Raw genomic sequence first — 23,775 nt, 5'->3', positions numbered from 1 at the left:
GGATCGCCGAGGCCGGCGGCGGCGCCACCGCGGCAGCGGCCGCCGCCAGCCGGCCCGCGGCCGGCCCGCGGCCGGTCAGACCGTGCGGATCAGAACCACTTCTCGGCGCGGTGGTCCGCCTGGATGCGCCGGATGGTGTTCGAGCGCGACCGGAGCACGATCGAGTCCGTGTGGATGACACCACGCGAGCGACGGACACCGTCCACGAGGACACCGTCGGTGACACCCGTCGCGACGAAGAAGGTGTTGTCGCCGGTGACCAGGTCGTCCTGGTCGAGGACCTTGTCGAGGTCGTGCCCCGCCGCGAGCGCCCGCTCGCGCTCCTCTGCGTCCTTCGGCTGCAGCTTGCCGAGGATCACACCGCCGAGCGCCTTGATCGCACAGGCGGTGATGATGCCCTCCGGGGTCCCGCCGACACCGACGCACATGTCGATCTTCGACCCGGGCAGCGCCGCCGAGATGCCACCGGCGACGTCGCCGTCGAGCAGCAGACGCGTCCCGGCTCCGGTGGCACGGATCGCTCGGATGAGCTCGTCGTGGCGGGGACGGTCGAGGACGGCGATCTGCATGTCCTCGATGTCCTTGTGCTTCGCCTTGGCGAGCGCGCGGATGTTCTCCCCGATCGGCTTCTCCAGGTCGAGCACCCCGCGGCCGTCGGGCCCCGCGGCGATCTTGTCCATGTAGAACACCGCGGACGGGTCGTACATCGAGCCGCGGTCCGACACGGCCATGACCGAGATGGCGTTCTGGCGTCCGGCGGCGGTCAGCGAAGTGCCGTCGATCGGGTCGACCGCGATGTCGCACGCGGGACCGTGACCGTTGCCGACGTGCTCACCGTTGTAGAGCATCGGGGCGTTGTCCTTCTCGCCCTCACCGATGACGACCACACCGTCGAAGTTCACCGTGCCGAGGAACTTGCGCATCGCGTCGACCGCGGCGCCGTCGGCGAGGTTCTTCTCACCGCGGCCGATCCACGGCTGCGCGCGGATCGCGGCGGCCTCCGTCGCGCGCACGAGTTCGAGCGCGAGGTTGCGGTCGGGCTGCAGGAAGAGGGAACCGGTCTCAGTCGTGGGAGTCACACCTGCGAGCCTACCCAGCACGCACACCGCTGCCCCGCCGCGCGGACGGATGTGCACGCCAGGTCACACTCCGGTGTGGCTGACTACGATCGGACCGGACGCCACCGAGTCGAAGGAGATCCACGTGCCCATCGCAACGCCGGAACAGTACGCCGAGATGCTCGAACGAGCGAAGGCCGGCAAGTTCGCCTACCCCGCGGTGAACGTGTCCTCGTCGCAGACCATCAACGCGGTCCTGCAGGGCCTGACCGAGGCCGGTTCCGACGGCATCCTGCAGGTCACGACGGGCGGCGCCGACTACTTCGCCGGCCACACGGTGAAGAACCGTGCCGCCGGGGCGCTCGCCATGGCGAAGTTCGCGCACGAGGTCGCCAAGAACTACCCCATCACGGTCGCGCTGCACACCGACCACTGCCCGAAGGACGCCCTCGACGGCTTCGTGCTCCCGCTCATCGCGGCGAGCGAGGAAGAGGTCCGCCAGGGTCGCCACCCGATCTTCCAGTCGCACATGTGGGACGGCTCGGCCGTGCCGCTCGACGAGAACATCGAGATCGCGCGCACCATGATCGAGAAGACCCGCAACATCAACGCCGTCCTCGAGGTCGAGATCGGCGTCGTCGGTGGCGAGGAGGACGGCGTCCAGCACGAGGGCACGAACGACGCCCTCTACACGACGCCGAACGACGTCGAGAAGGTCGTCGAGGCCCTCGGCCTGGGCGACCGGGGCCGCTGGATCGCCGCGCTGACCTTCGGTAACGTGCACGGCGTCTACAAGCCGGGCAACGTCAAGCTCCGCCCGGAACTGCTCGGCGAGATCCAGGACGCGATCGCCGCGAAGCACGGCACCGGCGAGAACCCCCTCGACCTCGTCTTCCACGGCGGCTCCGGCTCGACCGACGACGAGATCCACGAGGCGGTCCGCAACGGCGTCATCAAGATGAACATCGACACGGACACGCAGTACGCGTTCACGCGCTCGATCGCCGGCTCGATGTTCACGGGCTACGAGGGCGTCCTGAAGATCGACGGCGAGGTCGGCAACAAGAAGCAGTACGACCCGCGCGCCTGGGGCAAGGTCGCCGAGACCGCCATGGCGGCGCGCGTCGGCGAGGCCGCGAAGGTCCTCGGGTCCGCCGGGCACAGCCAGAGCTGACCGCACCGCACACCGCCTGGAGGCTCGTGGCGGCGCCGCCACGAGCCTCCCGTGCAACGATGGTCGGGTGACCGCCGACGCCATCGCCTCCGAGTTCGCCCAGTTCGTCTCCGCCTCGCCGACGGCGTTCCACGCCGCCGCCGTGACCCGCGACCGCCTGGTGGCGGCGGGGTTCACCGAGCTCGCGGAGCGCGACGCCTGGCCGTCAGAACCGGGTGCGTACGTGGTCGTCCGCGACGGCGCCGTCATCGCGTGGCGCACCCCGGCCCACGCGACGGCCACCACGCCCTTCCGGATCCTCGGCGCACACACCGACTCCCCCGGGTTCCGGGTCAAGCCGAACCCCACCGTGCGGGTCGGCGGCTGGGAGCAGCTCAACGTCGAGGTCTACGGCGGCCCGATCCTGTCGACCTGGTTCGACCGCGACCTCCGGATCGCCGGCCGCGTCGTGCACACGGACGGCTCCGTGACGCTCGTCGACACCGGCGCGGTCGCACGGATCCCGAACCTGGCCATCCACCTCGACCGCGGTGTCAACAACGGGAACGAGATCGACCGGCAGCGACACACCCTGCCGATCGTCGGGACGGACGGGTCCGAGGCCGGCGGCGTCGACGCCCTGACCTGGATCCAGGGCCGCGTCGGCGAGACCGCCGTGTCGTGGGACCTGTTCCTCGCCGACACGCAGGCGCCGGCGCGGGTCGGGATCGACGGGTCCTTCCTGGCCGCCGGCCGGATGGACAACCTGACGAGCGTGCACGCCGGACTCCGCGGGATCGTCGATGCACCGACGGATGCGGACCACATCCCGGTGTTCGCGGCGTTCGACCACGAGGAGGTCGGTTCCGCGACCCCGTCGGGAGCCGGTGGCCCGTTCCTCGAGGACGTCCTCGCCCGCGTGCAGGAGGGCCTCGGGGCGACCCGGTCGGAGGCGGCGAGGGCTTTCCGCGGCTCGTGGCTGCTGTCGAGCGACGCCGGACACCTGGTGCACCCGAACTTCGCGGAGAAGCACGACCCGACCAACCGGCCGCGACCGGGCGGTGGACCGCTGCTGAAGATCAGCGCGAACCAGCGCTACATGACCGAGGCGAAGGGCGAGGCCGTCTTCGCCGCCGCCTGCACCGCAGCCGGCGTGGCGTTCCAGCCGTTCGTGAACGTCAACACGATCCCCGGTGGTTCGACGATCGGTCCGATCGCGGCGACCCGCCTCGGCATCCCCACCGTCGACATCGGGGTCGGGCTGCTCTCGATGCACTCGGTGCGGGAGCTCGTCCACGTCGACGACCTCGCCGCGCTGCACGGCGCGGTCGCCGCCTTCCTGGCCGGCTGAGGTCGGGCGGGCGCCTGTCGACGTCGGCAACGCGCGGACAGCCGCGTCGCCGTCGCCGACGGCGCCGCCGCCGCCGTCAGAGCGTCACGACCACCTTCTGGGCGGACACCCCGCGGCGCTGGAGGTCGAGCGCACCCTGCACCGCCTCGAGCCCGGAACCGGCGACCATCGGCTCGGGGACCGGTCGGATCGTGCCGTCGGCCAGGCCGGTCGGCAGGAACGCACCCCAGAGGCGCGGCCCGACCTCGTCGTCGCGGAGGCTGCTCCCCCAGATGAAGCCCGTGCGGACGCCGGCGAGCCGCGCGCGGACGGTCAGCGCGACCATGGAGAGCCCGATGCGGGTGAAGACGGGGAGCATCGCCGGGAACAGCCGCCGGCGACCGGCGAGCCGGTCGAGGGAGACCGCGGTGCTCGCCATCGCGAGGGCCGTCCCGCCGGTCCGTCGGAGGACGCGCAGGCACGCGTCGGCCGACCCCGAGCCGAACGCGATCGCCCCGACCACCGGGCGCCCGGCGATGCCGGCGACCAGGGCGTCGACGGCCCCGCGGTCGTGGTGGTCCACCACGACGTCGGCTCCGAGCGACCGCACGAACGCCGCGTTCTTCGGCGAGGCGGTGCTCACCACGTCGTAGCCGGCGGCGTGCGCGAGCTGCACCGCGTTCGCTCCGACGCTCGTCGAGCCGCCCCACACCACGACGACCCCGCCGGCCGCGGGGTCGGGCACGCCGTCGGCACCCGGCATCCGGAGCCCGAGGTGTCGCTGCTGGAACAGGCCGCACGCGGCGGTGGACACGGCGAGGGGCAGCACCGCGGCCCGCTCGTCGGACATGCCCTCCGGGACCGGCGCGGTCAGTCGCTCGAGCAGCGCGGTGTACTGCTGGAAGGCGCCCTCGTGGCGGCTGTCCCGTCCGCGGTCGGTGCCCGTCGCGAGCCCCACCACGCGGTCCCCCACCGCGAAGCGGGTGACCTCGGTGCCGACGGCGACGACCTCACCGGCGACGTCGGAGCCGAGCACGGCGGGGGTCGTGAGCCAGCGGTACGTCACGGAGCCGGTCCCCTGGATGATCCAGTCGACCGGGTTCACCGCGACGGCACCGACCCGGACGACCACCTCGTCCGCGGCGGGCGAGGGGACGTCGGCGTCCTCGACGACGAGCGCGGACCGGGGAGCGCGGAGGACGGCGGCGGAGTTCTCGGACATGGTGACCCTTCGTGAGATGCCACCATCGTGATGACATGCAGTGTCGTCAGACTACGCCCTGACGACACCCGGTGTCATCATCTATGCTGACGTCATGCCTCGATGGACCCCCGGCGCGCGGGAGCGCCTGCGCACCGCTGCGCTGGAGCTCTTCGCCGAGCGCGGGTTCTCCGCCACGACCGTGCCCGACATCGTCGACCGCGCCGGGCTCACCCGACGGACGTTCTTCCGGCACTTCAGCGACAAACGCGAGGTCTTCTTCGGGGACGACGAGGTGCCGGCGATCGCCACGCGCCTGCTCGCCGAGGCCCCGGCCGACCTCCCACCGATGGTCATCGTGCAGGAGGGGCTCCGGACGCTCGGGGAACGGCGGTTCGACCCGCGCCGCGCGGAGATCCGGGCGGCGCGACGGGTCATCGACGCCGAGCCCGCGCTGCTCGAACGTGACCTCCGCAAGCAGGCGGACCTGCGTCGGGCGGTCCGCGACGGCTTCGTCCTCCGTGGGGCGGACCCCGTCACGGCCGAGACGATCGCGGCGGTCACCGCCGAGGTGTTCCAGACCGCACTCCTGACCTGGCTCGACGACACACGAGACGCCCCCTTGGCCGAGCACGTCGACGCCGCCGTCGACCGGATGCGGACCGTGCTCGGGGTCAGCCGCCCGCGTTCTGCATCATCCACGCCACGAACTGACCGTCCTGCATCAGCACCGTGACGAACGCGACCATGGTCACCACCGACGCGACGACCCCGCCGAGCAGCGGGACCCACACGGTCCGCTTGCGCTGACGGAGCCGGACGATGGACCACCACACGACGAGCACGAACACGACGATCCCGCCGACGGCGCTGACGATCGCGGCCGTGGTGAGCGCGCCGGGGTCGGCGAGCGTGGTCGACCGGCGCTCGATCTCCCGACGGAACTGCGATGCGACCGTCCCGACGGCGAGCGACTGGACGACCGAGACGAGTCCGAACGCCAGCAGCAGCACGGTGAGCAGGAAGTCACCCGGTGTCCTGCCGAAGCGGGCCAGCGCCGGCGTGGACGCGTCGACGCCCGGGCGACCGGGGCCGACGCTCCCGGGGCCGGTGCTGCCGGAACGGGCAGTGCCAGCACGGGTGCTGCCGGGGCGGTCGCTGCCGACGGCCGCGGCGGACCGTGCGGCGACCGCGGCCTCGTGCGACTGCCGCTCGCGCTCCTGCCGCTCCTGTTCGACGAGGACCGGGTTCACCCAGCCCTCGGGCGCGTACTCGCCGTACTGCGGTGCGGGGCGGCCGTGGACCCGACCGTCTGCGTCACCGGCACCGGTCGTGGCGGACGCGGGTCGGGCCTCCAGGACGGCGGGGTCGGGGTCGGCTCCGCGATCACGGGACGGCACCGACGACCAGTCACGCGCGCTCACCGGCGGCGCCCGCCGAGCGCACGCGTCGGGTTGCCCGACGCGTCGGTGCGGAGCTCCTTCGGGAGCGAGAACATCAGGTCTTCGTGGGCGGTGACGACCTCTTCGACGGAGCCGTAGCCGGCGTCGGCGAGCTGGTCGAGGACCTCGCGCACCAGTTCTTCCGGCACGGACGCGCCGCTCGTCACGCCGACGGTCGCGACGCCGTCGAGCCACTGCTGCTCGATCTCCTCCGCGTAGTCGACGCGGTGCGCAGCCCGGGCACCGTGTTCGAGGGCGACCTCGACCAGACGGACGCTGTTCGACGAGTTCGCCGAGCCGACGACGATCACGAGGTCCGCCTGCGGGGCGACCTTCTTGATCGCGACCTGGCGGTTCTGCGTGGCGTAGCAGATGTCGTCCGAGGGTGGGTCCTCGATCGTGGGGAACCGCTCGCGCAGCCGCCGGACGGTCTCCATCGTCTCGTCGACGCTCAGCGTGGTCTGGGACAACCAGACGAGGTTGTCGGGGTCGTCGACGACGAGGTCGGTGACGTCCTCGGGGCCGTTCACGAGGATCGTGCGTTCCGGGGCGTGCCCCATCGTCCCCTCGACCTCTTCGTGGCCGGCGTGGCCGATGAGGATGATCGTGCGCTCGGCACGGGCGAAGCGGGTGGCTTCGCGGTGCACCTTCGTGACGAGCGGGCAGGTGGCGTCGATGGCGTGCAGGTCGCGGTCGGCGGCGCCGGCCACCACGGCCGGGGACACGCCGTGCGCGCTGAAGACGACGTGCGACCCACGGGGGACTTCGTCGACGTCGTCGACGAAGACGGCTCCGCGCTGCTCGAGCGTCGACACGACGTGCACGTTGTGGACGATCTGCTTGCGGACGTAGACCGGCTCGCCGTACTGCTCGAGGGCCTTCTCGACGGCGACGACCGCACGGTCCACGCCGGCGCAGTACCCGCGCGGGGCGGCGAGCAGGACCTTCTTCGTGCCGGTCACGGGGTCGTTCCGCAGCCGGCCGCGCGGCGCGGGCATGCGCGGCGGCGCGAGTGGGACCGAGTGGCCGTTGGTGATCGTCACGTCCCCGATGATAGGTGAGCGGGACCGACGCGGGCTGGGTACGGACGAGCCGGTGGAGAACCCGGTGTCGGCGGTGTCCGGCCGGGCGGCGGACGCCGCGCACCCGTACCGTCGGCGGTGTCCGGCGGAGTGGCGGACACCGCGCACCCGTACCGTCGGCGGTGTCCGGCGGACGCCGCACACCCGTACCGTCGGCGGTTTCCGGCACGATGGGACCCGCACCACCAGGAGGAGCAGATGGCGATCGAACAGGGACCCCCGACGGCCGACAACCCGTGGCCCGTCGCGCTGCTCGGCGCGAAGCTGCGCGACTGGATCGACCGCCTCGGCACCGCGTGGGTCGAGGGCGAGATCACGCAGTGGAACGTGGCGGGCGGCAACGTCTACGGCAAGCTCAAGGACGTCGAGGTGGACGCCACCGTGTCGTTCTCCATCTGGTCGAGCGTCCGCTCCCGGGTGCCGGCGGACCTGAAGCAGGGCGCCCGGGTGGTCGCCGCCGTCAAGCCGAACTACTGGGTCAAGGGCGGCTCGCTCACGATGCAGGTCGTCGAGATGAAGCACGTCGGCCTCGGGGACCTCCTGGAACGACTCGAACGCCTGCGCAGGACCCTCGCCGCGGAGGGCCTGTTCGACGTCTCCCGCAAGAAGCGTCTGCCCTTCCTGCCGCACCGGATCGGGCTCGTCACCGGCAAGGACTCCGATGCCGAGAAGGACGTCAAGCGCAACGCGCAGCTCCGCTGGCCGCAGGTGGAGTTCCGCACGGTGCACACCGCCGTGCAGGGTGAACGTGCGGTGCCCGAGGTGACCGCCGCCATCCTCGAGCTCGACGCCGACCCCGAGGTCGACGTCATCGTCATCGCCCGCGGCGGCGGCGACTTCCAGAACCTCCTCGGCTTCAGCGACGAGGGACTCGTCCGGGCCGCGGCAGCCGCGACGACCCCGATCGTCTCGGCCATCGGCCACGAGGCGGACCGGCCGATCCTCGACGAGGTGGCGGACCTCCGGGCGTCGACCCCCACGGACGCGGCGAAGCGGGTCGTCCCCGACGTCGCCGAGGAGCTCGCGAACGTGCGCCAGGCCCGCGCCCGACTCGGCCTCCGGCTGTCCCACACGCTCTCGGTCGAGGCCGACCGCATCGCGGCCCTGCGTTCGCGCCCGGCACTGGCGTCGACCGCGTGGCTCGTCGACACCCGTGCCGAGGAGGTGGCGCGGGACCTGTCCCGCGCCCGCGAGCTCCTCGACCGCCGCATCGAGCGTTCGCACGCCGACGTCGGCCACCTGACCGGGCGGCTCCGGACGCTCTCACCGCGGGACACCCTGCGGCGCGGGTACGCGATCGTCCAGACCGGGGACGGCGGTGTCGTGCGGGCGGCGGCCGACCTCGACGGCGCCACCGACGTGCGCGTGACGCTCGGCGCCGGCACGGCCACCGGCACGCTGGAGCCGGACGGCCCCGGCCCGGACGGCGAGGGCTGAGCGCCGGTCCTCCACAAACCGCAGCCTCCGGTGGCGTCTGCACCGGTCGCAGTGCCCGGCCTGCTGGTCGGTGCGCCTCGGTACAATCGAGGCGTGTCATCCGAGGAACAGCCCGCGACCACGCCGACCGGGCAGGCAGACGTCCGGTCCCTGAGCTACGAGGCCGCGCGCGATGAACTCGTGCGCGTCGTCACCGAGCTCGAGCAGGGCTCCGCGACGCTCGAACGGTCGCTGTCCCTCTGGGAGCGTGGCGAGGCCCTCGCCGCACGGTGCGAGGAGTGGCTCGTGGGCGCCCGTGCAAGGCTCGACGCCGCGCGCGCCGCGACCGACGACAGCGCTGCCGAGGCCTCCCGATGACCGATCCGGACACCGGCCGGCCGATCGTCGCCGAGCTCGGCCGCCCCGAGACGGCGGAGGAGACCTGGGCGCGGAAGGACACCGCTCGCCGCGCCCGCCGGCAGCACCAGACGGCGTTCAACCTCGTCCTCGCGCTCATCGCCTCGTTCGGCATCGTGCTGTTCCTGGTCGCGGTGGTCGCCCGCCCGGAGAGCACGGTGGACCGCGACGTCGACTACCGGCAGGTCGCGTCCCAGGCCGACGTCGCCGGCGTCACCCTCGCAGCCCCGCCACTGCCCCGCACCTACAGCGCGAACCGTGCCGACTTCACGGACAAGACCGCCGACGGCGTGCGTATCTGGACGGTGGGCTTCCTGACCCCGGACAAGCAGTACGTCGGCCTCCACCAGGGCATCGACGCCAACCCGACCTGGGTCGCGAACCAGCTCGACCAGCACGCCGCGACCGGCACCAGGTCGATCGGCGGCACGAAGTGGACCGTGTACGACCGCCGCGACGAGGGCCGCGACGCCGGCAACCAGGCCTACTCCCTCGTCGCCACCTTCGGCCGGAGCACCGTGGTCCTGGCCGGGACCGCCGACGACGCCTCGTTCCGCACGATCGCCTCCGGCGTGGCGGAACAGCTCGCGACCAGCTAGCACCGTCCCACCACCCGCCGCGCCACCCCGGGCCTCGTGCCGGCGCGACGGGGCACCAACCCGAAGCAGCACCGAGGAGCCGAACCCATGACCGACCGCGCAGCGAGCACCCCCGCCGACGCCCTCCGACTCCTCGTCGAGGGCAATGCTCGGTTCGCCGCCGACAAGCGCCGCACCGGCCGGATCGACCCCGACCGTCGCAACGAGCTCGCCGGCTCACAGGCTCCGTTCGCCACCGTCCTGGGCTGCTCCGACTCCCGCGTGCCGTTCGAGCACGTGTTCGACGCCGGCATCGGCGACGTCTTCGCGATCCGGAACGCCGGACAGATCGTCGACGACGTCGTGCTCGGGTCGATCGAGTTCGCCGTCGTCGCGCTCGGCACGCCGCTCGTCGTCGTCCTCCGGCACACCAAGTGCGGCGCGGTCGCCGCCGCACGCTCCGGTGAGCCGGTCCCGGCGCCGCACCTGCAGGCGCTCGTCGACGCGATCGCGCCGAGCGTCGAGCGGGTCCGTGCCACCGACGCCGACCTGCCGCAGGAAGCCATCGGGGCGGCGCACCTCGAGTCGACGCTCGGGGCGATCCTCGAGCGTTCCGGCGCGGTCTCCGACGCGATCGCCGAGGGTAGATTGGCCGTGGTCGGGGCGACCTACGACCTCACCACGGGCGAAGTGTCCATCGACACCGTCGTCGGCGCCGCCTGACCACACCGGGCACCGCCGCCTCGGCACGACCCCGCCACGACCACCACCCGGCCGCGACCGCGACGGGCGCACCACCAGGAAGGACCACGACGACGTGACCGACACCACCGCGACGACCCCGACCGAGACCGACGGCAGCACCGACGGGTTCCGGATCGAACACGACACCATGGGCGAGGTCCGCGTGCCCGCCTCGGCGCTGTACCGGGCCCAGACCCAGCGCGCGGTGGAGAACTTCCCGATCTCCGGGACCGGCCTCGAGTCGGCGCAGATCGTCGCCCTCGCGCGGATCAAGCGCGCGGCGGCGATCGTCAACGGACAGCTCGGCATCGTGGACCAGGCCGTCGCCGACGCCATCGTGGGTGCGGCGGACGTCGTGATCGCGGGAGCGCACCACGACCAGTTCCCGGTCGACGTCTACCAGACCGGCAGCGGGACCTCGTCGAACATGAACATGAACGAGGTCCTGGCCACGCTGGCGTCCCGGACCGGCACGGCCGTGCACCCGAACGACCACGTCAACGCCTCGCAGTCCTCGAACGACGTCTTCCCGACCTCGGTGCACGTCGCCGTGACGGACGCCCTGATCCGGTCCCTCGTGCCATCGCTCGAGCACCTCGCCGAGGCGTTCGAGGCGAAGGCGACGCTGTGGGCCGACGCCGTCAAGTCCGGTCGGACCCACCTGATGGACGCCACCCCGGTCACGCTCGGGCAGGAGTTCGGCGGGTACGCCCGGCAGATCCGCCTGGGGATCGAGCGCGTGACCGCGACGCTCCCCCGCGTCGCCGAGGTCCCGCTCGGTGGCACCGCGGTGGGCACCGGGATCAACACGCCGACGGGCTTCCCGCAGCGGGTCATCGCGCAGCTCGCCGAGGACACCGGCCTGCCGATCACCGAGGCACTCGACCACTTCGAGGCCCAGGGCGCGCGCGATGCCCTGGTCGAGGCGTCCGGAGCGCTCAAGGTCCTCGCGGTCAGCCTGACGAAGATCAACAACGACCTGCGGTGGATGGGGTCGGGTCCGAACACGGGGCTCGGCGAGCTCCACATCCCCGACCTGCAGCCGGGCTCGTCGATCATGCCCGGCAAGGTGAACCCCGTCATCCCCGAGGCCACGCTGATGGTCGCGGCACGGGTGATCGGCAACGACGCGACGATCGCCTGGGCCGGTGCGTCCGGCGCGTTCGAGCTCAACGTCGCGATCCCGGTGATGGGCACCGCCCTGCTCGAGTCCATCCGCCTGCTCGCGAACAGCTCGCGCGTGCTCGCCGACAAGACGGTCGACGGGCTGGAGGCGAACCTCGACCGCGCCCGCGCGTTCGCCGAGTCGTCGCCGTCGATCGTCACGCCGCTCAACCGCGTCATCGGGTACGAAGCCGCCGCGAAGGTCGCCAAGCACGCGGTCGCCGAGGGCATCACGGTGCGCGAGGCCGTCGTGGCACTCGGCTTCGTCGAGCGCGGCGAGGTCACCGAGGAGCAGCTCGACCAGGCCCTCGACGTGCTGAGCATGACGCACCCGAGCTGACGGCGCGCACGCCACACGACGGACGGGAGGCCCGGTGCCAGCTGGCACCGGGCCTCCCGTCCGTCGTGGCGGTCCCGTTCCGCTACACCAGGTCGGGCGAGTCGAGCATCTCGGTCACCAGTGCGGCGATCGCCGAGCGCTCGGAGCGCGTCAGCGTGACGTGCGCGAACAGCGGGTGCCCCTTGAGCCGTTCGATCACCGAGGCGACGCCGTCGTGCCGACCGACGCGCAGGTTGTCCCGCTGTGCGACGTCGTGGGTCAACACGACGCGGGAGTTCTGCCCGATGCGCGAGAGCATCGTCAGCAGCACGTTGCGCTCGAGCGACTGGGCCTCGTCCACGATGACGAACGCGTCGTGCAGCGAGCGCCCGCGGATGTGGGTGAGCGGGAGCACCTCGAGCATGCCCCGCTCGACGACCTCGTCGAGGACGTTGTCGGACACCAGGGCACCGAGCGTGTCGAAGACCGCTTGCGCCCACGGGTTCATCTTCTCGTTGGCGTCACCCGGCAGGTACCCGAGCTCCTGACCGCCCACGGCGTAGAGGGGCCGGAACACCATGATCTTCTTGTGCTGCTGTCGTTCGAGCACGGCCTCGAGCCCGGCGCAGAGCGCGAGCGCGGACTTGCCCGTGCCGGCGCTGCCGCCGAGGGAGACGATGCCGATCTCCGGGTCGAGGAGGGCGTCGATCGCCAGACGCTGCTCGGCGGACCGGCCACGGAGCCCGAAGACCTCGCGGTCGCCGCGGACCAGGGCGACGGATCCGATGGTGTGCACACGGCCGAGGCCCGAGCCGCGCTCGGAGTGGATCACGACACCGGTGTTGACCGGGACGCCGTCGAGTTGCGCGGAGCGGATCTCCTCCTTCTCGTACAGGTCCGACATCTGCTCGCCGGACACCTGGAGCTCGGTGATGCCCGTGTAGCCGGAGTCGACGGCGAGTTCGGCGCGGTACTCCTCGGCGGCGAGGCCGATCGACGCCGCCTTCACCCGGAGCGGGAGGTCCTTCGACACCACCACGACGTCGAGCCCGTCGCCGGCGAGGTTCGACGCGACCGCCAGGATCCGCGAGTCGTTGTCGCCGAGCTGGAGCCCGGACGGCAGGACGGACTGGTTCGAGTGGTTCAGCTCGACGCGGAGTGACCCGCCGGCGCCGACGGCCACCGGGAAGTCGAGGCGCTCGTGCTCGATGCGGAGTTCGTCGAGGATCCGGAGTGCCTGCCGGGCGAAGTACCCGATCTCCGGGTCGTTCCGCTTGGACTCGAGCTCGCTGATGACCACGACGGGCAGCACGACCGCGTGCTCGTCGAAGCGGAACAGGGCCCGCGGATCACTCAGCAGCACCGAGGTGTCCAGCACGTAGGTGCGCTGGTCCGTGCCGGTCGACCGTGCGGCCGGAGCCGAGGTCGACGCTGCTGACGAGGTTCCGTGGGAGACGTTCTGGGAGGTCACGACCACTCCATCCCCGGGCCGCGCTCGGCCCGGTCCTTGTCCTCGACACGGCCACGGAGCTGGTCCCGAAGCACCGTCTGTGGCCGCTTCGATCGGGCGCGGTGCCCGATGCCGCCAAGCTACGTCGGACCTCCGACAGGACGCCAGCGACACGCGCATCCCTCGGTTACGGTTCCGTGAACGCGACCTGAGCGTCGCGCGGCACCCCCGGCGACAGAAGCGCGGTAGCCCGGGCGACAGGAGCGCGGCGGCCCCGGCGTCAGAAGGACGTGGCGGTGGAGATGCAGGCGTCCCGGAACATGTCGAGCGTCTCGTCCGTCGTCGACGCGAAGACCGACACGCGGACGGTCCCCAGCCGGGTGGACGCCGTGACCCCGTGGTTGTGCAGCGCCGCGACGAGGGCGGTGAGGCGGCCCTCGGCAGGTCGGAGCACCACGATCCCGGCACGTTCGGCGGGGTCGCGGCTCGACTCGACCTCGATCCCGAACTCGTCGACGATCGCGAGGACCCGCTCGACACGGTCGGCCACCCGCGCCTCCACGGCGGCGACTCCGACGGCCGTCAGCCGTTCGAGCGCCACCGCGAGCCGGGCCTGGGCGACGGGGTCGATCCGCGTCATGCTGAAGCCGGCGGCCCCTGGACGCACCGAGGGCACCTCGACGGGCCAACCGGTCGTCCCGTGCGGACCGGAGAGCGCCGGCTGCAGCCGATCGAGCGCACGGTCGGTGAACGACACGAAGCCCGTCCCCCAGCCGGCGTGGAGCCACTTCTGCCCACCGGTGGCGACGACGTCGGCGGCCTCGTACGCCGCGTCGACGACGCCGAACCCCTGGATGGCGTCGACGATGAGCAGGCGGTCCCCGACGACGTCGCGGAGCGCGGCGAGGTCGGCGCGGTACCCGGTCCGCCAGTCGACGAGCGACACCGCCACGGCCGTGACGTCGTCGGGCGCGGAGTCCAGTCGGGCCGCGACGAGCTCGGGCGTCATCCAGCCGGCGCCGGACTCGATGACGACGGGACGGACCCGGCCGCCCGTCGAGGACGCCGCGCTCGCCAGTGCGAGCGGCATCGCGGGGTAGTCGTCGGCGGACACCAGCACGCCGCCGGTCAGGCCGAACGCCGTCTGCAGCAGGCCCGGGGTGGTGGCGGTCTGCGAGGCGACCTGGTCCGCACGGACGCGGACGAGCCGGGCGGCGACGGCACGGACGCGGGCGTCCTGCTCGTCGAGCGTCTCCATCGCACCGAAGCGCATGTGCTCCTGGATGGTCCCGAGGACGCGCTGCTCCTCGAGCACGGCGGTCTGCACCGGCCCGAATGCGGCGTGGTCGAGGTACCCGGGCTCCTCCGCGAAGCCGGCGGCGTACTCGTCGATCGTGGTCACAGGGGCACCTTTCAGAGGAACAGAACCCTGTGAGTGTACTGGGACCGCGGCCAGCGCCGGAATCGACCGGTCCGCAGCGCGGGAATCGACCCGGTTCAGCCCCCGAAGCGCCGCGAGCGGCGCCCGAAGTCGCGCACCGCCCGGAGGAAGTCGACCTCGCGCAGGTCCGGGTAGAACGCCTCGACGAAGTAGAACTCACTGTGCGCGCTCTGCCACAGCATGAAGTCGGACAACCGCTGCTCGCCGGATGTACGGATCATCAGGTCCGGGTCGGGCTGCCCCTGCGTGTACAGGTGGTCGCCGATCAGCTCCGGCGTGAGCACCTCGGCGAGGGTGTCGAGCGTGCCCCCGCCCTCTCCGTGCGCCCGGACGATGCTCCGCATGGCGTCCGCGATCTCGCGCCGTCCGCCGTACCCGACCGCCAGGTTGATGTGCAGCCCGGTGTTGTCCGCGCTGCGGGCCTCGGCCTCCGTCAGTTCCCGGACGAGTTCGTCGGGCAGACCGTCGTTCGACCCGACGTGCTGCACACGCCAGGACCCCTGCCGGGACAGGCGGTCGGCGAGGGCACCGATGATGGCGATGAGCTCCTCGAGCTCCTCGCCCCCGCGGCCCTTGAGGTTGTCCGCCGAGAGCAGGTAGAGGGTCACCACCTGGACGTCGAGGTCCTCGCACCAGGTCAGGAACTCGGGGATCTTCGCCGCACCCGCCCGGTGTCCGTGGGCTGCGGTCTCGAGGCCGAGCTGCTTCGCCCAGCGGCGGTTGCCGTCCACGATCATCGCGACGTGCTTCGGCGTCGGGGCTCCGTCGATCTGCCTGCGGATGCGCTGCTGGTAGGCGCGGTAGAGGATCCCGCGTCCTTCCCGTCCCAGCCTGCCGGTCACGCAACGACTGTAGTGCACGGTCGCTCGGTGCCGACTCCCAGCCGTCGGTGTGCTGCGCCGTCCTATCGTCGGGGCATGGACCACCCCCGGGACACCGACACCATCCCCCACGTCCCGTTCACGGAAGAGGCCGCGACGACCGTCGAGGCACGTCCGGCATGGCGGGGCTGGATCCACCTGGGCACGTTCCCGTTCGCCATCGCGATGGGCATCGTGCTCGTCACCCTGGCGGCGACCCCGGCCGCGAAGGCCGCGTGCGCCGTGTTCATGGCGACGTCACTGATCATGTTCGGCGTCTCCGCGACCTACCACCGCTTCCCGTGGGGGCCGGTGGTCAAGCGGGTCCTCAAGCGGATCGACCACACGAACATCTTCCTGCTCATCGCCGGCACGTACACGCCCGTGGCGGTCTGCGCGCTGCCGCACCAGGTGATGGTCTGGGTGCTCTGGGTGATGTGGGGCGGCGCGCTCCTCGGCATCGCCTTCCGGGTGTTCTGGATCGGGGCCCCGCGGTGGCTGTACGTCCCGCTGTACCTCGCGCTCGGGTGCGCGGCGCTCGGGATCCTGCCGCAGCTCTTCGCCGCGAGCGTGCCGATGACCGTGCTCGTGCTGTCCGGCGGCCTCGCCTACGTCGTCGGGGCGCTCGTGTACGGCTTCAAGCGACCGAACCCGTCCCCGACGTTCTTCGGCTTCCACGAGGTCTTCCACGCCCTCACCGTCGCCGCGTTCGCGGCGCAGTGGGCGGGCATCCTGCTGGTGGCCCTGCACCCGGTCCGCTGACGGACACCGGACTGGAGGCCCGTGGCGGGGTCCGGCAGGAGCCTCCAGTGCGCTCGGTCGGTGACCGGCGTCAGAGCCGCCCGGTGCCGTCCCCGACGTCGTCACGGCCCGGCTCGGCCGGGTCGTCCGGGTCGTCCGGCGTCTCGCCGCGGGCCTCGGCCTCGAGGCGCTCCCGGATCTCCGCACGGTAGCGGGTGCGCCGGATGCGCCGGGTCATGTCGATGATGAGCAGGATCGTCAGGACGGCGACCGCCGCGATCGCGATGAACCCGGCCACGCCCGGCGTGACGTCCACGTCGGGGACGGCCGATGTCGGGCTGGGACTCGGGGTGGCGGCGAGCACTGCCGCGAGGGTGATCACGCGTTGAGGTCCTGTTCCGGTGGGATCCCCGCGAAGAGGTCGGACTCCGGCAGGTCGGTGGGCACACGTGCCTCGACGAGCTGGTAGTCCTCGGTCGGCCACACCGTCGCGAGGAGGTCGTTCGGCCAGTAGAAGAAGGCGCTGTCCGGGGGCACCTGGCTGGCGTGGGCGCGGAGTGCCGCGTCCCGCGCGTCGAACCACTCGTGCACGTCCACGTGCGTCGTGGCGAGGTCCGGACGGTCGGCGAACCGCTCGACCCACTCGCGGAGCTGCTCGACCGCCGGGCTGTCCGGGTCGCGTTCCTGCAGGGCCTCGAAGACGGTGCGGAAGCGACGCGGGTTCATCGTGCGCTCGTAGTAGAGCTTCGCGATCTCCCACGGTTCCCCGGCGTCCGGGTACTTCGTCGGGTCACCGGCGTCACGCCACGCGGCCATCGAGACCTCGTGCGTGCGGATGTGGTCGGGGTGCGGGTAGCCGCCGTTCTCGTCGTAGGTGACGAGCACGTGCGGGCGGAACCGGCGGACCACGCGCACGAGCGCCTCGGTCGAGTACTCCAGCGGCACGGTCGAGAACGTGCCAGGGCGGACGCTCTCGCCCTTCTCCGCGTCGGGCAGGCCGGAGTCGTGGTACCCGAGCCAGACGTGGTCGATGCCCAGCGCGGCCTGCGCCGCGGCCATCTCGCTGCGGCGGAACCCGGCCATGTCACGGTGGGCACGGCTCGTCGCCGGTTCGCCGAGCTGCTCGTTGAGGATGTCACCCGCCTCACCACCGGTGCAGGAGACCACGAGGACCTCGTTGCCCTCGGCCACGTACTTCGCCGCGGTGGCCGCGCCCTTGCTCGACTCGTCGTCGGGGTGCGCGTGGACGGCCATCAGGCGGTACGGCACAGGTGTTCCTCACTGCTGGCGATCCAGGGACGCGGGTGGCGCACGGCACACGTGAACTACCCTGGGATCAGGATAATCACCCCGGGAGCCCCGAACTGTCCGAACAGCTGAACCCGACCCCCACCGGAGCCACCGCGACGGCGACCCTCGACGACCGCTACGGCCGCACGCCCGGCCGGAAGCGTCGCGCGCGCCTGCTCGCCGTCGCCGCGGCGGCCGCGATCGTGGTCGTGTTCGGCGCGTGGGTCATCTGGGCGGGTCCGGGGCAGACGTCGCACGGCCTGGACACCGAGGACGTCGGGTACGAGATCGTGTCCGAGCACCACGCGGTCGTGCACTCGCAGGTGTCGGTCGACCCGGGGACGCGGACCGAGTGCACCGTGCAGGTGCTCGACAAGTCGTACACGATCGTCGGCTGGAAGACCGTGACGCTGCCCCCGGTCCCCGAGCGCACCCGGACGATCACGACGGACGTCAACACGACCACGCGTGGCGTGACCGGCTTGATCCACACCTGCTGGGTTCCCTAGACTGCCGTGATTCGCCTGACGAGACCGACCGCTCCGGTCGGTCTCGTTCTTTCATGGCCGAAGGGAATGACGTACATGAGCAACGACACGCAGGCCACCTGGCTCACGCAGGAGGCGTACGACCGCCTCAAGGCGGAGCTCGAGGAGCTGAGCGGCGAGGGCCGTGCCGAGATCGCCCGCCGCATCGAGGCCGCGCGCGAGGAAGGCGACCTCAAGGAGAACGGCGGCTACCACGCCGCCAAGGACGAGCAGGGCAAGATCGAGGCCCGCATCCGCGTCCTCACGAACCTGCTCAAGACCGCCACGGTGCGCGAGGCCGAGTTCGACGGCACCGTCGAGCCCGGCACCGTCGTCACGGCCACGATCGCCGGGGACCCATCGACCTTCCTCGTCGGCAGCCGCGAGATCGTCGCGGAGGGGTCGGACCTCACCGTGTACAGCCCGGTCAGCCCGGTCGGTGCGGCGATCGTGGGCCTCCGTGCCGGCGATGCGACGACCTACACGGCGCCGAACGGCAAGGAGATCGCCGTCGAGGTGACGAAGGTCGAGCGCTACGAGCCGTAGCCGCACGCGCACGGCGGGCACGCGCACGCGGGCACGCCACAGCCCCCCGGAACGGACACAGCACCGCGGAACACCGCGGTGCTGTGTCCGTGTCGGGGTGTCGTGCACGACGGGTCCGCCCCGGGCGTCGTGCACCGCGGGTCCGCCCCGCGGTGTCGTGCACGACCGTGGGGGTCAGCGCAGGAGCTGCTCCGGGCGGAACCCCGCCTCGTGGAGCCGCTGGATGACCTCTTCGGCGTGCTCGGGACCGCGGGCCTCGATCGACAGGTCGAGCGCGACCTCGTTGATCACCAGCCCCTGCCCGTGCCGGGTGTGCAGCACCTCGACCACGTTCGCGCCCGCGTCGGAGATGACCTGGGCGACGCGCGCGAGCTGCCCGGGACGGTCCGGCAGCATGATCCGGATGCCGATGTACCGCGAGGCGGCGACGAGGCCGCGGGTGATCACCCGCTCCATCATGAGCGGGTCGATGTTGCCGCCGCTCAGGAGCACCACGGTCCGCCCGGTGTCGCGCACCGAGCCGGCCATGATCGCGGCGACGCCGACCGCGCCCGCCGCCTCGACGACGAGCTTCGCCCGCTCGAGCAGCACCAGGAGCGCGCGGGCGACGTCGTCGTCGGACACCGTCACGACCTCGTCGACCAGGTCGCGGATGATCGGGAAGTTCAGCTCGCCGGGCCGTGCGACGGCGATGCCGTCCGCGATGGTCGGCGTCGTCTGGATCGTCACCGGCTCTCCGGCGTCGAGCGAGTCCGGGTAGGCGGCGGCGTTCTCCGCCTGCACGCCGATCACGCGGATCGGACGACCGAGCCGCTCCGCGAGGCCCTTCACGGCGATGGCGATGCCGGAGATCACGCCGCCGCCGCCGATCGGCACGACGACGGTGTCGACGTCGGGTACCTGGTCGAGGATCTCGAGGCCGAGGGTCCCCTGCCCGGCGATCACGTCGGGGTGGTCGAACGGCGGGATGAACACGGCGCCCGTCCGGGCACCGAAGTCCTTCGCCGCGGACAGCGCCTCCTCCACCGAGTGGCCGTGGAGGACCACCTCGGCGCCGTAGTGCCGGGTCGCCTGCAGCTTCGGCAGCGCCACCCCGACCGGCGTGAAGATCGTCGCCGGGATGCCGAGCTCGCGCGCGGCGAGGGCGACGCCCTGGGCGTGGTTGCCGGCGCTCGCGGCGACGACGCCCGCCGCGCGCTGCTCCGGGGTCAGGGCGGCGAGCCGGTTGTACGCGCCGCGGACCTTGTACGCCCCGGTGCGCTGCAGGTTCTCGCACTTCAGGTGCACCGGGGAGCCGAGGACCTGGGCGAGGAACTGCGACGTCTCCATGGGCGTCACCCGGGCGACCCCCGCGATGGTCACCCGTGCCGCCTCGATGTCGGCGAGCGTCGGGGCCTGGGGAGGAGCGCTGGTGTCGGTCACTCCCCCATCATCGTCGGTCAGGGGCCCGACCCGCGAACCGATGACGTCGGCGCTGCCGCTAGTTCGTGCTGGCGGTGCCCTCGGCGGCGGTGGGTTCCTGGTCGCTCCCCGGAGCCGGCACGTCGTCACGGGTGGTGTGCCGACGCCGACGCATGAGCTGGAGCTCCCCGTGCTGCCCGCGCTTCGGTGTCGCCTCGAGCACGTGGTCGGAGTCGAGTCGACGCCAGCGACCGCTCGCGATGGTGGTGACCATGGCGTTGAGGGTCGCGATGAGCGGCACCGCGAAGAACGCTCCGGCGATGCCGGCCAGGCCGGATGCCGCGGTGACGCCGAGGACGACGGCCAGCGGGTGGACCTTCACCGCGTTGCCCATGACGAGCGGCTGGAGGATGTGCCCCTCGATCTGCTGCACGAGCAGGACGACCGCCAGGACGAGCACGGCGGCGACCGGCCCGTTGAAGATGAGCGCGACGAAGACGGCGAGGAAGCCGGTGACGATCGCACCGACCACCGGGATGAACGCGCCGAGGAACACGAACGCGGCGATCGGGATGACCAGCGGCATGCCGCCGAAGAACAGCCCGACGATCCAGGCGCCGAGGCCGATGCCGACCGCGTCGACGAACGCGACGAAGATCTGCACGCGGATGAAGCTCGTGAGGGTGATCCAGCCAGCGACACCGGCACCGTCGACGGCGGCACGGGCCTTGCGCGGGAACAGCCGGACCGTCCAGCGCCAGACGTTCTTGCCGTCGATGAGCAGGAAGATCGTCGTGAACAGGATGATGAACAGCGCCTCGAACACGTGGGTCGCGCTCGACCCGGCGCTCGCGACGCCGGAGAGGATCGACCCGGAGTTGTCCTGCAGCCACTTCGTCGCGTCGTTCAGCCAGCCGTTGACGTCCTTCTGGGTGATGCCCAGGCCGGAGTTGAGGACGAAGTCGCGGATGGTGGCGTACTGCGAGACCGTGCGGTCCCGGAGCGACGGGTAGGACGCGATGATCTGGTCGACGACGAGCCAGATGAGTCCACCGAGGGCGGCGATCCCCGCGAGCAGACTGACGATGACGGCGATCCACTTCGGCACGTGGTGGCGCTGCATCCAGTTCGAGAACGGGACGAGCAGCGCCGAGATGACGATGCCGATGAGGAACGGGATGAGGATCTCGCTGAAGATCGTCATCAGCCAGATGAAGAGCGCGATCACGCCGACGACGACGAGCACCCGCCAGGACCACGCGCCCGCGATCCGCATGCCGACCGGGACCGTGTCGTCGACCACGGGGTCCGGAGGTGTCTGCTTTTGTCCCCATGCCATGCAGGGAAGTGTATCCGCGGCGGACGCATTGCGTTCCAGATGCGGCATATGGGCTCGTCACCTCGGGTCCGACGTCGTCGGTGGGCGTCGGTAGGGTCGTCGGCATGGTCAGGACGTCGCTCTCCGCTGTGGAGTCCCGCCGCGTCGCCCTCGCCGCGCAGGGCTTCGGTCGCGCGCCGGCCGAGGTGGTCGGCACCCGTGCCCTCCGTGCGGGCATCGACCGGCTCGGCCTGCTGCAGATCGACTCGGTGAACGTGTTCGACCGCAGTCACTACCTGCCGCTGTTCGCGCGCCTCGGCGCATACGACCGCACCGCGCTCGACCGGTTGACCTTCGCCGCGCGTGGGCCCTACCGGGAGTACTGGGCGCACGAGGCGGCGTTCATCGCGCAGGACGACCTCCGGCTCTTCCGCTGGAAGATGGACGCGATGCGCGAGCGCGACGCCGCTCCCGCCCGGGTGGAGCACGTCACGAGGACCGAGTCCGTCCGCCGCGAACTGCACGCCATGCTCCGTGCCGAGGGGCCGATGCCGGCGAGCGCCGTCGAGCACGAGTCCAACGTCCGGCGCGGTCCGTGGTGGGGGTGGAGCGACGTCAAGCTCGGCCTCGAGCTCATGTTCCGCTGGGGCGACGTCGTCAGCGCCGGGCGATCGGGCTTCGAGCGGGTCTACGCCCTGCCGTCGCAGGTGCTGCCCGACGGGTTCCTCGAGACGGCACCGGCGCGGCCGGACGCGATCCGGCAGCTCGTCGCGCGGGCGTCCCGGGCGCTCGGCGTCGGCACCCGCGCGGACATCGCCGACTACTGGCGGCTGCGCTCCGACGACACCGCCGCCGCGATCGCCGACCTCGAGGACGCCGGCGAGCTCGTGCCGGTCCGGGTCGAGGGCTGGCGGGAGCGGGCGTGGATGCACGCGGAGGCACGGGTCCCCCGCGCGATGACGGCGAGCGCGGTGCTCAGCCCGTTCGACCCGGTCGTGTGGTTCCGGCGGCGTGCCGAGCGGATGTTCGGCTTCCACTACCGGATCGAGATCTACACACCGGCGCCGAAGCGGGTCTTCGGGTACTACGTGCTCCCGGTCCTGCAGGACGACACCCTGGTCGGACGGGTCGACCTGAAGAGCGATCGGCAGCGCGGGGTGCTCCGTGTCCGGACGGCGTGGCAGCAGGACGGCGCCGAGCTCGACGCCGGACGCCTGGCCGACACCCTGCTCCGCGCTGCGGCCTGGCAGGGACTCGACGGCATCGAGGTGACGGACCGCGGCACGGCTGCGGCGTCCCTCGCGGGTGCACTCGGTGTCCCGCTCGTGGCGCACGTCGCAGCGGACGACGCCGATGCACCGGCAGCGGCGAGACCCGGAGCGGACGCGACCGCCTGAGCGTCAGAACTGGACCCGGGGCGGCTCGGCGATCGCCGATGCCTCGTTCGTCTCGAAGAAGCTCGCCTCGTGGAAGCCGCGGCTCTTCGCGAACGACGAGTTCGGGAAGACCTTGATCTTCGTGTTCAGCTCGCGGACACCGCCGTTGTAGGAGCGGCGGGCGGACTGGATCTTGTCCTCGGCGTCGACGAGCTCCGTCTGCAGCTGCAGGAACTCCTGGCTCGACTGCAGCTGGGGGTACCCCTCGGCCACCGAGAAGACGCTCTTCAGCGCCTTCTGCATGTGTCCCTCGGCGACGGACGCCTGGGTCGCGTCGTCGGCTCTCAGGGTCTCGGTGCGGGCCTTCGCCACGGCTTCGAAGACGGACTTCTCGTGGGTGGCGTAGCGGTGCACCGTGTCGACGATGGTCGGGACCAGGTCGGCGCGACGCTGCAGCTGGACCGCGATGTCGCTCCAGGCCGAGTCCACGCGGCCCTTGAGCGTCACGAGTGCGTTGTACGTGACCCACAGGTAGATCCCGATGACGACGAGCACCACGACCACCACGCCGATGACGATGAGGGTGGTGGTGAGTCCGGTGTCCATACGGGAGTGCTCCTTGTCGCGTCGGGGTGCTCGCGGTCGTCGCCCGACGCGTGCTGCGGGGCCGGACAGACCACAGGAGATTCTATCGACGCCCCGTGGGACGTTCCGAGCGAGCCTCGGGGTTCTCGGGTGATTCCCCAGCCACGCACACCCCGCGTTCGGGCCGGCGTCCGATCCGTGGATCATCCGCGAGGTGTATTGACCGATCGGCCTCCATCACATGGGATGGAGGGACATGAACACGCGCGGGGAGTACGTGGACACGAGGGTCGTCGGGGGCGACGGCCCGGTTCGTCGAACCCGACGGCGGGGACG

General features: G+C 71.8%; 24 protein-coding genes. 12 read left to right on the top strand and 12 right to left on the bottom strand.

What is annotated here, in order from left to right; translation table 11 throughout:
* Positions 1 to 89 precede the first annotated feature (89 nt).
* Positions 90 to 1,079, bottom strand: coding sequence for a class II fructose-bisphosphatase (glpX, locus tag FS641_RS17730; protein ID WP_144766279.1), 990 nt, complete (start codon positions 1,077 to 1,079; stop codon positions 90 to 92).
* A gap of 124 nt (positions 1,080 to 1,203) precedes the next feature.
* Here glpX and fbaA point away from each other — a divergent pair, with 124 nt between their 5' ends.
* On the top strand, positions 1,204 to 2,232 hold the full coding sequence (gene fbaA / locus FS641_RS17725; RefSeq protein WP_144766277.1) for a class II fructose-bisphosphate aldolase: 1,029 nt from the start codon (positions 1,204 to 1,206) through the stop codon (positions 2,230 to 2,232).
* 67 nt (positions 2,233 to 2,299) lie between these two features.
* A complete protein-coding gene (locus tag FS641_RS17720; RefSeq protein WP_144766275.1) occupies positions 2,300 to 3,562 on the top strand; it encodes a M18 family aminopeptidase in 1,263 nt (420 codons plus the stop codon).
* Positions 3,563 to 3,638: 76 nt separating this feature from the next.
* Here the strand turns inward: FS641_RS17720 and FS641_RS17715 are convergent, their stop codons facing one another.
* Positions 3,639 to 4,763 carry a zinc-binding alcohol dehydrogenase family protein gene (locus FS641_RS17715; RefSeq protein ID WP_144766273.1) on the bottom strand — a complete coding sequence of 375 codons (1,125 nt, stop codon included), beginning with the start codon at positions 4,761 to 4,763 and terminating at the stop codon, positions 3,639 to 3,641.
* Positions 4,764 to 4,857: 94 nt separating this feature from the next.
* On the opposite strand from FS641_RS17715, the gene FS641_RS17710 reads away from it, so the two are divergent.
* Positions 4,858 to 5,478, top strand: coding sequence for a TetR family transcriptional regulator (locus FS641_RS17710; protein WP_144766271.1), 621 nt, complete (start codon positions 4,858 to 4,860; stop codon positions 5,476 to 5,478).
* Here FS641_RS17710 and FS641_RS17705 read toward each other — a convergent pair.
* Both FS641_RS17705 and FS641_RS17700 read right to left on the bottom strand, forming a co-directional pair.
* Positions 5,417 to 6,166, bottom strand: a complete 750-nt coding sequence (locus tag FS641_RS17705) for a DUF6264 family protein (protein ID WP_144766269.1) — start codon at positions 6,164 to 6,166, stop codon at positions 5,417 to 5,419. The two genes, FS641_RS17710 and FS641_RS17705, sit on opposite strands and share 62 nt — an antisense overlap.
* A complete protein-coding gene (locus FS641_RS17700) occupies positions 6,163 to 7,182 on the bottom strand; it encodes a 4-hydroxy-3-methylbut-2-enyl diphosphate reductase (RefSeq protein ID WP_144766310.1) in 1,020 nt (339 codons plus the stop codon). Before FS641_RS17700 ends, FS641_RS17705 begins: the two co-directional genes overlap by 4 nt.
* Positions 7,183 to 7,464: 282 nt before the next feature.
* Here FS641_RS17700 and xseA point away from each other — a divergent pair, with 282 nt between their 5' ends.
* The 5 genes from xseA to FS641_RS17675 all read left to right on the top strand — a co-directional run bounded on the left by xseA (position 7,465) and on the right by FS641_RS17675 (position 11,925).
* Entirely contained in the window at positions 7,465 to 8,703 is a 1,239-nt protein-coding gene (gene xseA / locus FS641_RS17695) for an exodeoxyribonuclease VII large subunit (protein ID WP_144766266.1), read from the top strand.
* 93 nt (positions 8,704 to 8,796) lie between these two features.
* Positions 8,797 to 9,060: an exodeoxyribonuclease VII small subunit gene (locus FS641_RS17690; protein WP_144766264.1), complete on the top strand. Its 264-nt coding sequence runs from the start codon at positions 8,797 to 8,799 to the stop codon at positions 9,058 to 9,060.
* Positions 9,057 to 9,698, top strand: coding sequence for a DUF4245 domain-containing protein (locus tag FS641_RS17685; protein ID WP_144766262.1), 642 nt, complete (start codon positions 9,057 to 9,059; stop codon positions 9,696 to 9,698). The genes FS641_RS17690 and FS641_RS17685 overlap by 4 nt, the downstream gene beginning before the upstream one ends.
* 87 nt (positions 9,699 to 9,785) lie before the next feature.
* Positions 9,786 to 10,400 carry a carbonic anhydrase gene (locus FS641_RS17680; RefSeq protein WP_144766260.1) on the top strand — a complete coding sequence of 205 codons (615 nt, stop codon included), beginning with the start codon at positions 9,786 to 9,788 and terminating at the stop codon, positions 10,398 to 10,400.
* A gap of 94 nt (positions 10,401 to 10,494) precedes the next feature.
* Complete coding sequence (locus tag FS641_RS17675; protein WP_144766258.1) at positions 10,495 to 11,925, top strand: class II fumarate hydratase; 1,431 nt, start codon at positions 10,495 to 10,497, stop codon at positions 11,923 to 11,925.
* Positions 11,926 to 12,007: 82 nt separating this feature from the next.
* Here the strand turns inward: FS641_RS17675 and FS641_RS17670 are convergent, their stop codons facing one another.
* From FS641_RS17670 to FS641_RS17660, 3 genes are all read right to left on the bottom strand, one after another.
* Positions 12,008 to 13,381, bottom strand: coding sequence for a PhoH family protein (locus FS641_RS17670; protein ID WP_186317837.1), 1,374 nt, complete (start codon positions 13,379 to 13,381; stop codon positions 12,008 to 12,010).
* Positions 13,382 to 13,634: 253 nt separating this feature from the next.
* The gene (locus FS641_RS17665; RefSeq protein WP_144766256.1) at positions 13,635 to 14,756 is read right to left on the bottom strand and encodes an aminotransferase class V-fold PLP-dependent enzyme; all 1,122 of its coding nucleotides are present in this window, start codon (positions 14,754 to 14,756) and stop codon (positions 13,635 to 13,637) included.
* A 95-nt stretch (positions 14,757 to 14,851) separates the two neighbouring features.
* Positions 14,852 to 15,637 carry an isoprenyl transferase gene (locus FS641_RS17660; protein WP_144766254.1) on the bottom strand — a complete coding sequence of 262 codons (786 nt, stop codon included), beginning with the start codon at positions 15,635 to 15,637 and terminating at the stop codon, positions 14,852 to 14,854.
* Between the two features lie 75 nt (positions 15,638 to 15,712).
* Here FS641_RS17660 and FS641_RS17655 point away from each other — a divergent pair, with 75 nt between their 5' ends.
* Positions 15,713 to 16,417: a hemolysin III family protein gene (locus tag FS641_RS17655; RefSeq protein ID WP_144766252.1), complete on the top strand. Its 705-nt coding sequence runs from the start codon at positions 15,713 to 15,715 to the stop codon at positions 16,415 to 16,417.
* 70 nt (positions 16,418 to 16,487) lie between these two features.
* Here the strand turns inward: FS641_RS17655 and FS641_RS17650 are convergent, their stop codons facing one another.
* Positions 16,488 to 16,778 carry a hypothetical protein gene (locus FS641_RS17650; RefSeq protein ID WP_144766250.1) on the bottom strand — a complete coding sequence of 97 codons (291 nt, stop codon included), beginning with the start codon at positions 16,776 to 16,778 and terminating at the stop codon, positions 16,488 to 16,490.
* Positions 16,775 to 17,665, bottom strand: coding sequence for a mycothiol conjugate amidase Mca (gene mca / locus FS641_RS17645; RefSeq protein WP_144766248.1), 891 nt, complete (start codon positions 17,663 to 17,665; stop codon positions 16,775 to 16,777). Before mca ends, FS641_RS17650 begins: the two co-directional genes overlap by 4 nt.
* A gap of 35 nt (positions 17,666 to 17,700) precedes the next feature.
* On the opposite strand from mca, the gene FS641_RS17640 reads away from it, so the two are divergent.
* Both FS641_RS17640 and greA read left to right on the top strand, forming a co-directional pair.
* On the top strand, positions 17,701 to 18,195 hold the full coding sequence (locus tag FS641_RS17640) for a DUF4307 domain-containing protein (protein WP_186317836.1): 495 nt from the start codon (positions 17,701 to 17,703) through the stop codon (positions 18,193 to 18,195).
* Between the two features lie 75 nt (positions 18,196 to 18,270).
* Positions 18,271 to 18,759 (top strand): transcription elongation factor GreA, encoded by a 489-nt coding sequence (greA, locus tag FS641_RS17635; RefSeq protein ID WP_144766244.1) that lies wholly within the window; start codon positions 18,271 to 18,273, stop codon positions 18,757 to 18,759.
* Between the two features lie 174 nt (positions 18,760 to 18,933).
* Here greA and ilvA read toward each other — a convergent pair whose 3' ends face one another.
* Both ilvA and FS641_RS17625 read right to left on the bottom strand, forming a co-directional pair.
* Positions 18,934 to 20,181, bottom strand: a complete 1,248-nt coding sequence (ilvA, locus tag FS641_RS17630) for a threonine ammonia-lyase (RefSeq protein WP_144766242.1) — start codon at positions 20,179 to 20,181, stop codon at positions 18,934 to 18,936.
* 58 nt (positions 20,182 to 20,239) lie between these two features.
* Positions 20,240 to 21,499: an AI-2E family transporter gene (locus tag FS641_RS17625; RefSeq protein ID WP_260855920.1), complete on the bottom strand. Its 1,260-nt coding sequence runs from the start codon at positions 21,497 to 21,499 to the stop codon at positions 20,240 to 20,242.
* Positions 21,500 to 21,603: 104 nt separating this feature from the next.
* Between FS641_RS17625 and FS641_RS17620 the strand changes: the two genes are divergently transcribed.
* Positions 21,604 to 22,875, top strand: a complete 1,272-nt coding sequence (locus tag FS641_RS17620) for a winged helix-turn-helix domain-containing protein (protein ID WP_144766240.1) — start codon at positions 21,604 to 21,606, stop codon at positions 22,873 to 22,875.
* Between the two features lie 3 nt (positions 22,876 to 22,878).
* Here the strand turns inward: FS641_RS17620 and FS641_RS17615 are convergent, their stop codons facing one another.
* Entirely contained in the window at positions 22,879 to 23,460 is a 582-nt protein-coding gene (locus tag FS641_RS17615; protein WP_144766238.1) for a LemA family protein, read from the bottom strand.
* Positions 23,461 to 23,775: the final 315 nt, after the last annotated feature.

Origin of the sequence: Curtobacterium sp. 9128, from assembly GCF_007673775.1 — a bacterium.
Classification (GTDB): domain Bacteria; phylum Actinomycetota; class Actinomycetes; order Actinomycetales; family Microbacteriaceae; genus Curtobacterium.
The sequence above is the reverse complement of the archived record's forward strand: the minus strand, read 5'-3'. Positions and strand labels throughout refer to the sequence as shown.